Source organism: Pseudomonadales bacterium (assembly GCA_013215025.1).
Taxonomy (GTDB): Bacteria; Pseudomonadota; Gammaproteobacteria; order Pseudomonadales; family DT-91; genus DT-91.
On record JABSRR010000059.1, the window covers coordinates 1 to 9869 of the forward strand.

The 9869-nt window shown below is 45.5% G+C and carries 10 protein-coding genes and 1 tRNA gene; 6 read left to right on the plus strand and 5 right to left on the minus strand.

Annotation, left to right across the window (positions count from 1 at the left end):
- The coding region (locus tag HRU21_06140) for a ketol-acid reductoisomerase (protein NRA41875.1) at window positions 1-890 on the plus strand (890 nt) is incomplete at its 5' end.
- A 335-nt stretch (window positions 891-1225) separates the two neighbouring features.
- On the opposite strand, the gene ilvN is transcribed toward HRU21_06140, so the two are convergent.
- Together ilvN and HRU21_06150 are read right to left on the minus strand one after the other, a co-directional pair.
- On the minus strand, window positions 1226-1717 hold the full coding sequence (gene ilvN / locus HRU21_06145; protein NRA41876.1) for an acetolactate synthase small subunit: 492 nt from the start codon (window positions 1715-1717) through the stop codon (window positions 1226-1228).
- Complete coding sequence (locus tag HRU21_06150; GenBank protein NRA41877.1) at window positions 1717-3465, minus strand: acetolactate synthase 3 large subunit; 1749 nt, start codon at window positions 3463-3465, stop codon at window positions 1717-1719. Before HRU21_06150 ends, ilvN begins: the two co-directional genes overlap by 1 nt.
- A gap of 189 nt (window positions 3466-3654) precedes the next feature.
- Here HRU21_06150 and HRU21_06155 point away from each other — a divergent pair, with 189 nt between their 5' ends.
- The gene (locus HRU21_06155) at window positions 3655-4092 is read left to right on the plus strand and encodes a DUF4124 domain-containing protein (protein NRA41878.1); all 438 of its coding nucleotides are present in this window, start codon (window positions 3655-3657) and stop codon (window positions 4090-4092) included.
- Between the two features lie 131 nt (window positions 4093-4223).
- On the opposite strand, the gene dinG is transcribed toward HRU21_06155, so the two are convergent.
- Window positions 4224-6368, minus strand: coding sequence for an ATP-dependent DNA helicase DinG (dinG, locus tag HRU21_06160; GenBank protein NRA41879.1), 2145 nt, complete (start codon window positions 6366-6368; stop codon window positions 4224-4226).
- A gap of 4 nt (window positions 6369-6372) precedes the next feature.
- Window positions 6373-7545 (minus strand): 1-acyl-sn-glycerol-3-phosphate acyltransferase, encoded by a 1173-nt coding sequence (locus HRU21_06165; protein ID NRA41880.1) that lies wholly within the window; start codon window positions 7543-7545, stop codon window positions 6373-6375.
- Between the two features lie 176 nt (window positions 7546-7721).
- Here HRU21_06165 and HRU21_06170 point away from each other — a divergent pair.
- From HRU21_06170 to HRU21_06185, 4 genes are all read left to right on the plus strand, one after another.
- Window positions 7722-7798: transfer RNA gene (locus tag HRU21_06170), tRNA-Met, on the plus strand.
- Between the two features lie 418 nt (window positions 7799-8216).
- Window positions 8217-8828, plus strand: a complete 612-nt coding sequence (gene coaE, locus HRU21_06175) for a dephospho-CoA kinase (GenBank protein NRA41881.1) — start codon at window positions 8217-8219, stop codon at window positions 8826-8828.
- Between the two features lie 29 nt (window positions 8829-8857).
- Complete coding sequence (gene yacG, locus HRU21_06180) at window positions 8858-9097, plus strand: DNA gyrase inhibitor YacG (GenBank protein NRA41882.1); 240 nt, start codon at window positions 8858-8860, stop codon at window positions 9095-9097.
- Between the two features lie 3 nt (window positions 9098-9100).
- Window positions 9101-9682 carry an LON peptidase substrate-binding domain-containing protein gene (locus tag HRU21_06185; protein ID NRA41883.1) on the plus strand — a complete coding sequence of 194 codons (582 nt, stop codon included), beginning with the start codon at window positions 9101-9103 and terminating at the stop codon, window positions 9680-9682.
- On the opposite strand, the gene HRU21_06190 is transcribed toward HRU21_06185, so the two are convergent.
- A partial coding sequence (locus HRU21_06190; protein ID NRA41884.1) for an 8-oxo-dGTP diphosphatase MutT occupies window positions 9669-9869 on the minus strand: 201 nt, incomplete at its 5' end. The genes HRU21_06185 and HRU21_06190 overlap by 14 nt on opposite strands.

Below are 9869 nucleotides of genomic sequence, written 5' to 3' on the forward strand. Positions count from 1 at the left end.
CAGGTACCGGCGGTCACCGCGCAGGCGTGCTTGAATCTTCACCGATTGCTGAAGTTAAGTCTGACCTTATGGGTGAGCAAACCATTCTTTGCGGTGTATTACAAACAGGTGCAATTTTGGCATTCGATAAAATGGTTGAAGAAGGTATTGAGCCAGGTTATGCCTCTAAGCTTATCCAATTCGGCTGGGAAGCGATTACTGAAGCGCTTAAATACGGCGGCATCACCAATATGATGGACCGTTTAAGCAACCCAGCGAAGATCAAGGCATTTGATGTTTCAGAAGAATTAAAAGACATCATGCGTCCGCTATTCCAAAAGCACCAAGATGACATCATCTCTGGCGAATTTTCTCGCGACATGATGGAAGACTGGGCAAATGACGACGTGAAACTTCACGGCTGGCGCGCAGCAACGGCTGAAACAGGTTTCGAAAAACAAGAGAACACTGATCAAGAGATCTCTGAGCAAGAGTTCTTCGACAACGGCATCTTGTTAGTCGCATTCATCCGTGCAGGCGTTGAATTAGCCTTTGATACCATGGTTGAAGCCGGCATCATCGAAGAGTCTGCTTACTACGAGTCATTACACGAAACGCCACTTATCGCTAACACTATCGCACGTAAGAAGCTTTACGAAATGAACGTGGTTATCTCTGATACAGCTGAATACGGCTGTTATTTGTTCGATCATGCATGTCGTCCACTATTAACTGAGTTCATGCAAGGCGTATCCACCGATATTATTGGTAAAGGCTTAGCGCTTGACGATATGGGCGTTGATAACGCACGCTTAATCGAAGTAAACGCTGCAATCCGTAACCACCCGGTTGAGTGGATTGGCGAAGAATTACGCGAAAACATGTCAGACATGAAGAAAATCGTGGGCTAAAAACTCACCTTATGGCTGCCACAAGCAGCCATAAATCTCTTTATAAAAAGCGCTTGATTGCGCTTTTTTTTCGCATACACGTCGCGCTTTGCAATAGTGGTTTGAATACTTGATTGATTTCATTAACAGATAAGCTTGCAGCCACTGACCAGTTGATCAAAGTCGTAAAGCTAAAACCTATTAGCTCAAATCGCCAAGCAGAAGCAGCTTTAAGAATTTTACGTTGTCTGAAAATTTAGTGGCCAGATACATTAAAAGCACCAACACACCCAGATAAAAATCTGGCATAAAAAAAGCGGCCATAGCCGCTTTTTGTATGCATAGATGCGAAATATTTACAGTGTTAGAACTTTTTCACCGCGCGACAAGCCACAAACACCGGTGCGCACTACCTCTAAAATAACCGCATCGCCCACGGCAGCCAAGAAGGCATCCAATTTATCTGATGAACCAATAATTTGCACGGTGTATACCGAGGCGCCAACATCCACAACTTGCCCACGAAAAATATCGGTGCAGCGCTTAATCTCAGCTCGTTGTGCACCCGAAGCCTTAACCTTCACCAACATCAGCTCACGCTCAATATGCTCGCCCTCGGTTAAGTCGACCAGCTTCACCACTTCGATTAAACGGTTAAGGTGTTTGGTAATTTGTTCAATTTTATTGTCATCGCCAATCGTTGTAAGCGTTAAACGCGATAATGACTCATCTTCCGTTGGTGCCACAGTTAATGTTTCAATATTGTAACCACGCTGAGAAAACAAACCCACTACGCGAGACAATGCACCTGGCTCATTTTCCATCAATACAGAGATAATACGACGCATTAGACTTTCTCCGACTTATTGATGTACATATCGCGCATAGCGCCACCCGGTGCAATTTGCATTGGATATACGTGTTCGTGACGATCCACATAGATGTCTAAAAATACGGTTCTATCTTTCATCGCCAACGCTTCTTTTAACGCCGGCTCTAAATCAGCTAATTTCTCAACGCGAATACCAACATGCCCATAGGCTTCTGCAAGCTTTACAAAGTCTGGCAGCGAATCTTCATACACTGATTGTGCATATCGGCTATCGTATTGCATGTCTTGCCATTGCTTAACCATGCCCAGATAACCATTATTAAGGTTAATGATTTTAATCGGCGTATTGTATTGGGTACAGGTCGAGAGCTCTTGAATATTCATTTGTATCGAGCCTTCACCAGTAATACAGCAGACCTCTTGATCAGGAAATGCTAACTTTACGCCAACCGCAGATGGCAAACCAAAACCCATCGTGCCCAGGCCGCCGGAATTGATCCAACGACGCGGTTGGTTAAAGCGGTAGTACTGTGCAGCAAACATCTGATGCTGACCGACATCTGAGGTAATAAATGCCTCGCCATCCGTCAGCTCGCATAATTTCTCAATAACAAATTGTGGCTTAATCAAGCCACTGTCGTCTTCATAGCGAGGCTGCTCCCACATACCGTAATCACTGCGCCACTGTTTTATTTGCGCCCACCAAGCATCTAAACTCGGCCTAGCAGAAAGCACTTCTGACTTAGCCAACTGCTCTTGCAGCTGAACAATCATTTCCTCTAACACAACATTTACCGGGCCAACAATCGGCACATCCGCCGCCACCGTTTTTGAGATCGAGGCAGGATCAATATCCACATGAATAATCGCCGCGTCTGGGCAGAATTTATCGGGGGTATTTGTTACGCGATCATCAAATCGCGCACCTAAGGCAAGAATAACATCTGCCTCATGCATGGCTTTATTTGCCTCAACGGTGCCATGCATGCCTAGCATGCCTAAAAACTGAGGGTCGCCAGCTGGAAAACCACCTAAGCCCATTAAGGTATTGGTCACAGGGGCATTTAAAAGGCGGGCAAATTCGGTTAACTGCGCAGAAGCATTACCCTGAATAATGCCGCCACCGGTATAAATAATCGGCTTTTCAGCGGCCAACAGCATACTGATCGCTTTTTTAATTTGCCCAGCATGCCCCTTAACCGCCGGTGAGTAAGATCGCATATTTACAGTTGCAGGGTATTCATAAGGGAACTTCTGGTCTGGACGCGACATATCCTTAGGCAAATCAATCACAACCGGCCCAGGACGACCAGTTGAGGCGAGATAAAACGCCTTCTTCATCATCATTGGAATATCTGTGGGGTGCTTAACCATGAAACTATGTTTCACGATAGGTCGCGAGATCCCTACCATATCGGTTTCTTGAAACGCATCTTCACCAATCAAGTGACTTTGCACCTGCCCCGATAAAACAACCATAGGAATGGAGTCCATATAGGCGGTCGCAATACCTGTCACCGCGTTGGTCGCACCCGGCCCAGAGGTAACCAACACAACGCCTGGCTTGCCCGTTGCCCTAGCATAGCCATCAGCAGCATGAGTGGCAGCTTGCTCATGACGCACCAAAATGTGGGGGATATCGCTGACCCGCTCCAATGCATCGTAAATATGCAACACAGCTCCGCCAGGGTAACCAAATATAAACTCTACACCCTCGTCTTGTAGCGCCTGGGCGATCATTTCGCCACCGGATAAAAGCTCCACAGAAGTACCTCAAAATAACTAATTAGCGTGGTAAAATAAAAACGGCTAATTGTTGTGTCTCGACCCGTCAATGTCAACCTAAAAGCCAGTATTTATGCACGTTTTGGGAAATTTACGAATAATTACTTGCTCTCTTTCGGTGCATGATCAAAAATTTGTTCATGCATTAAAACTATAAGGATGAGCAACATGCCAGCGTTAACCCACTTTTTCATATTTATTATTATAGCCAGCATCGGCGGTACCGCATGGGCCAATACTTATTATAAATGGACAGACGAGAACGGTACGGTTCATTACAGCGAGCAAAAACCGCAGGATACAGACAGTCAAGCCGTTAAGACCTATGGCAGCAAACGTGCCACAATGCCAGCACCCACTGCAACAACTGACGCGACAGACGCTGCCGCCCAAGCTGAAAACACCCAGGCTCTGAGCGATGGCGGCTTACCGATTTACGAACCTGCAAAAATTAAAAAAGACCCTGCAATATGCAAGCAAGCCAAGACTAATCTGCAAATCATGCAAACCAAACCCATTATTAGGCAAAATAACGCTGTGCTTACAGCGGCACAGAAACAAAAAGAAATCGAAAAGTTACAGCAGGCCATCAAAGATTACTGCTAGCGTTGATGCTCACAGCACTATCATTGAAAAACATCTGCCAGTGCAAAACATCTGCGCTAAAGCTGATGAAGAACCATGCTGTAATTAATGTCACAGAAGAAGCCGCTCAACGCAATCTGCCAAAGAGCAGACTAAAGCGACACATCTAACTCTTGTTTAAATGGCGGCAATGCCGCCAGCAATTGTTTACCATAACGCTTCGTTAGCACGCGCTTATCCAGAAGCGAAATTTTACCGACATCTTGCTCGGTGCGAATCAGTCGACCACAGGCCTGGATTAACTTTTGTGACGCCTCGGGTAAGCTAATCTCCATAAATGGGTTGCGCCCCTGACTTTCAAGCCACTCCGCAAGCGCTGCATCAACAGGCGCGTTAGGCACGCTGAAGGGCAATTTCGCAATAACCACATGAGAACAATAGTCACCGGGTAAATCAATGCCTTCTGCCAAAGACGCCAAACCAAAAATCAAGCTCTGCTGCTTTTGATCCACACGCGTCTTATGTTGCTCAATCAGGGCTTGCTTGCTTAAGTCAGACTGTCGCAGTATTTTTTGCTGCCAGTCTGGCGCCATCAACTCAAATACTGCATTCATTTGACGCTTGGAAGAAAATAAAACCAATACTGCCAAAAAGCCCTCTGCCAGCTTTGGCAGTAAACGAGCGACTTCATCGGTATGCTGGTCTGCATATTTCTGAAGTGGTTCGACCGACATCTGTGGCACAGAAAAAATCGCATTATCCGCGTAATTGAATGGACTGGGCGCAATAGCCGATTGATAGTAATCTGGCAGGCCAGCCTGCATGGCTAGACGATCAAAACTGCCAAGAGCTGTCAAGGTAGCCGAACTCAGTATCGCAGCATAACAGCGCTGCCAGAGAAACTGCGCCAATGCTGATGCGGGCATTAAGGGCGAGGCACAGAGATCGAATTCAATTAAACCCGCTGACTCAATCAGCTGCACCCAGCGTGAATCAGGTAGTTCAGCGGGCGGCTTAGCGTAAGCCTGAAAAACCTCATGATAGCGTTCTGCTACAGCTAACATTTGTCCAAAGTTGGCAAATAACTGCTCTAACTCGGCTAAAGATAAACCGCTATGATTACTATCAATGGCTTCCTCAAGCATGCCGTGCGCTGCAGATAGCACGTTGACCAGCTCTAGCTGCTGTTGCTTTAGCTTATTCGCCAGCTGTTCTAAAGCAGCAGGAATTTCACCGTGCTCAAATCGTAAATTCGGGAGACTCTCATACTCAGGCACCGGCAATAAAGGCTCACAAAGCAATTCAACCTGATCTTTCAGTGCCGCATATAGGGGCTTAAGCTGAACCAAACATGCCAGCGCTCTATCTAGTTCATCCAATAAACTGACAAAGCTACTGGCAGATTGTCCTGTGTCGTGAATCGACTTAATGGACTGATCTAACCAGCTGTTAGCCGCATGAACGCGCAAGTTGCAGGCAAAATGGCGCAAGGCAATATCTGGCAAATGATGCGCCTCATCGAAAATATAAATACTGTCCTCGGGTGCCGCTAGAATGGCGCCGCCACCTAAGGCTAGGTCTGCCATCACTAAATCATGATTAGCAACGATGCAGTCAACGGCAGATAATTCTTCCCGCGCTTTGAAAAAACTACATTGATTCACATGCTGACATCGCCGACCCGTGCATTGATTTCGATCGGATGTGAGTGGCTGCCAAATTTCTGGCTCAAGCGGGTCCTGCCAATCATCTTTATCACCGGTCCACTCACCTTTCAATAAAGCTTTCGCCATAGACTCATAAATCATCACGCGTTGTTGCTGCTGATCAAGCTCGCTGGCTAGGCTTTGATCAGCATCAAATAAATGATCTTGAGGATTAGCCTGCATAAACGTATCAAGCTTGCTTAAGCATAAATAGCGTGAGCGACCTTTGGCCAAGGCATAGCGAAAATGTAAACCAGAGTGCTTTAGGATATCTGGCAGATCGCGATAAATGATTTGCTCTTGCAGGGCTACTGTTGCGGTAGAAATGATTAGCTTTTTACCCAGCGCCTTCGCGATAGGTAGGGCGGCAAGCGTATAGGCAACGGTTTTGCCGGTGCCGGTACCTGCCTCAATGGCTAACAAACCGGCATGATTGCTGCGCATGCCTTCAGCATCCGTTTTGATAGCTGCCAAGCTACGAGCAATTTCAGCAATCATCTGTTTTTGCCCAAGCCTCGGCTTTAACGATTTACTCGCCAAAAATTGGCTATAGGCTTGTTGAATCTCGGTCTTAAGACTTTGATTGAGCATACAATTACTTCGGCATGAAACCTAATCGTTGCTTAGAACAAATCGGGTTTGCATAAGCCTGCAGCACATGCTGACGTAAGTCCGCATCCATATCGCTTAAGCGAGCATCAAAACGCTGCTTCTCATGCTGCAGCTGATCGGCGACTAAATCCTCAGAAAACGCCTCTCGTGTTGCACCATAGACACCCTCTGGATAATGGCCATACAATTCATAAAAAGCAAAATAGTTAGTTGCATGTAGTACATAATTGCCAATGATTTGCTCATCCAGCCACTCAGCCAATTGATCAGGACCATCTACCTGATGACGAAATGGCTCACCAAAGTGTAAATGCACCTTACCTTTGAAACCTGCAATGCCCTCTGCAATGCTTTGCACATCTTCTTGTTCCGCTTTCACATATTCGCCATGATGCGCTAAAGCCAGTAACTCTTTCGCTTTTAAACTATCACAGGGATCATACTCATAGGAAACGCTCAACGGCACAATATTGAGCGCATGCATATAGCTCGAGAAATCCTGCTTGCGTCCTGCGATGGCGAACATTTTTAAAATAGCGCTATCGGTATTATCAATGCCATCTTTTGCTCGACCCTCGCGCTGCGCAATCCATATAGAGTGCTTATCAGTTTTGATCGAATGCGCAATGTATTCACTCAATAATTTCAAATTGGCCAACAATTTCTTAGGCGAGCGCTCAGAGCGGTTTACAATAAAACTCTTATTGATGCGCATCAGCCTGGTGGCAAAATCTTGTGTTAGCAAATTATCACCAATCGCAATTCGCACGGTATTCCGGCCATTATGATATAAGGCATAGTTAGTGAATGCTGGATCCATCGCTATATCACGATGATTACTGACAAAAACATAGGCTTGGTCTTTCGGTAAATTATCCAAACCTGATACCTTGAAGCCTGAGGTTTGCGTCTCAAGCATATGATCCATGTAATGGCCTATCTTCTCTTGAAAAGATAAGACATTGTGTACATCTCTGACCTGAAACCGCAGCAACGTTTTGAGTAATGGCTTAATAAATGTCATGCACCACGCCGGCATGGCAGGAAATTTTAATGCGAGAATTGCACGAATACATTCGTCATCATTGATAATGTNNGCAATGACATCATCGATCTCGTCATCATGATAAGGGCGGATATGGGCAAATTTATCCATCTAGCATCAAGCTCTAATATTTTTATTGGTAAATGAAGGCATGCATTCTACTTGATGAGGCAAGCTAAAGCTTGAAATTTTGCAGTACAAAAAGCTTTTTTTTCGTTGACATCGGCATGCCCACATCTATAATACGCAGCCTCTAAAGAGCAAAGCCTATTGCTCTTAGACGTTGGTGCGGGGTGGAGCAGCCTGGTAGCTCGTCGGGCTCATAACCCGAAGGTCGTCAGTTCAAATCTGGCCCCCGCTACCAATTTTCTTACGATGTATTTTCTGCATCGACTCTCTTATAAACTTATAAATTTTCCATAACAATCACGCCGAAGTGATATTCTTTATAATTTATTATAAGCCACTATAAGTCACTTTCGATAAGTCATTCTGGGCCCTTCTGTAGATTAGCTCGTCTCTGCGCTTGCTAATTTCTGGGCTAGCTACTGTTTATAGAAAATGCTATTAGCATTAGGATTACAACTGGGTTTAGCATTTTCAAAATATTCTGAGCGGCTAGAGACATAATATTGCGCGTTATATTGCGCATTGCTGATCATGCTGTTCTCGCCATATGCTTGATCAAAGTTTTGTTTACCTTTACTACTGCTTTTGTTCCCTGATCCCGTTAATATGCACAGCTTAAGCAATTACAAGACACATCAACAGTTGAGGTATGCATGTTTATAGTTGGCATTACAGGTGGTATCGGCAGTGGTAAAACCGCGGTCTCAGATCGATTTGCGACATACGACATTGATGTTGTTGATGCCGACCTTTGCGCCCGTGTTGTGGTTGAAAAAGGTAAGCCGGCCTTGGCAGAAATTATTCAACATTTCGGTGAGGGTATTGTTAACGCGGCAGGAGAGCTTGATCGCGCCTTACTAAGGCAAAAAGTCTTTGCCAATGCTGACGATAAACAATGGCTTGAATCACTGCTGCATCCTTTGATTGCCGATGAACTCATGCATCAGCTAAATATCGCAAAAAGTCCTTACGTCATTTTAGCATCGCCTTTACTGATCGAATCGCAACAGTATTTAATGTGTGATGAGGTTATCGTCGTAGACGTGCCAGAGGCACTTCAGGTCGAGCGAACCATGCTGCGTGATAATAACGATGCGGAACAGGTTAAACGCATTATTGCCAGCCAAACGGGCCGTCAACAGCGTTTAGAAAAAGCCAGTATTGTAATTGAAAACACCGCAGGATTAGATAAGCTCGACCATGCAGTTGCCGAGCACCACGCACAATTTTTGCAACAGGCTGCAGAAAAAAAGCAAGCCGGCTAAACCCACGCAAGCAAAGACGCATTAAGCATATGACAGGCAATACTCAGACAATTCATGCATGCCCAGCATGCAAAAGCTCGATAAGTTACTCAGCTGACAATCCATTCCGGCCGTTTTGTTCCGATAGCTGCAAAAACCAAGACTTTATGCAATGGGCCAATCAACAGCACAGCATAGCTGGCAGCCCCAGCTTTGACGACCTGATGTCTGAGCAAGTTTTAGCTGATATACAACAGGCCCGAGAGTCAGGCTTTGACTTCGATCAATAAACGATGAACAGCAGCACTTTACCTCTGCTTGTCTCTAGTCAGCATGTCCTGAGTGGCGGGATTTTACCGATGCGTATTACTGAAGCGCGCTATTTACGCATGCTGCAAAGCCTCGAACACTATCAATATCGATTTGGCGTATGCATGCTAAATGCCAACGGTGACGAGCAGGCTAATTCACATATATACCCAATCGGCACGATTGCTTGTGTGACCGCGTTTGAAAAGCTCGATCATGGAGAAATCGGCATTACAATCTCAGGCATTCAACCTTTTCAGTTGATCGATATAGAGACCCAAGATGATGGCCTTAGACTTGGTAATATAGAGCTAAAAGCGGCATGGTCAGCCGTAGCCTTAACGCCAGAATTAGACTTTTTGGCAACTCGCTTACAGGCTGTTTATCAGAATTATCCGGAACTGGCAGCACTTTATCCGAATGCGGCATGGCAGGATGCCAGCTGGGTGGCTTCAAGGTGGCTCGAGATTTTGCCAATTAGTCCTTGGCAAAAACAAAATTTACTACAGAGCGATTGTGCATCGAACTGCATTCAGTTTTTATGTAAAAGCCTTACGACAACATAGCAACGATAATATCGTTAGCCTTTGGAAAGTTATACTGGCTCAGCTGATCACGATCAACCCATCGCCAAGCCTGCCCCTCTAGCGCCGTCACCTTAGCATGATCAACACCATAGACTGACCAAAAACTCAGCTCAACAGACTTATCAGGATAGTCAAAGTTTAGGCGATGAAACGGCGTGGCGTTTGC

Bases quoted from the DNA above. Each gene is read 5' to 3' on its own strand.
- coaE (NRA41881.1), top strand. From the start codon at position 8,217: ATGTTTATAGTTGGCATTACAGGTGGTATCGGCAGTGGTAAAACCGCG.
- dinG (NRA41879.1), bottom strand. From the start codon at position 6,368: ATGCTCAATCAAAGTCTTAAGACCGAGATTCAACAAGCCTATAGCCAA.
- HRU21_06155 (NRA41878.1), top strand. From the start codon at position 3,655: ATGCCAGCGTTAACCCACTTTTTCATATTTATTATTATAGCCAGCATC.
- HRU21_06185 (NRA41883.1), top strand. From the start codon at position 9,101: ATGAACAGCAGCACTTTACCTCTGCTTGTCTCTAGTCAGCATGTCCTG.
- yacG (NRA41882.1), top strand. From the start codon at position 8,858: ATGACAGGCAATACTCAGACAATTCATGCATGCCCAGCATGCAAAAGC.
- ilvN (NRA41876.1), bottom strand. From the start codon at position 1,717: ATGCGTCGTATTATCTCTGTATTGATGGAAAATGAGCCAGGTGCATTG.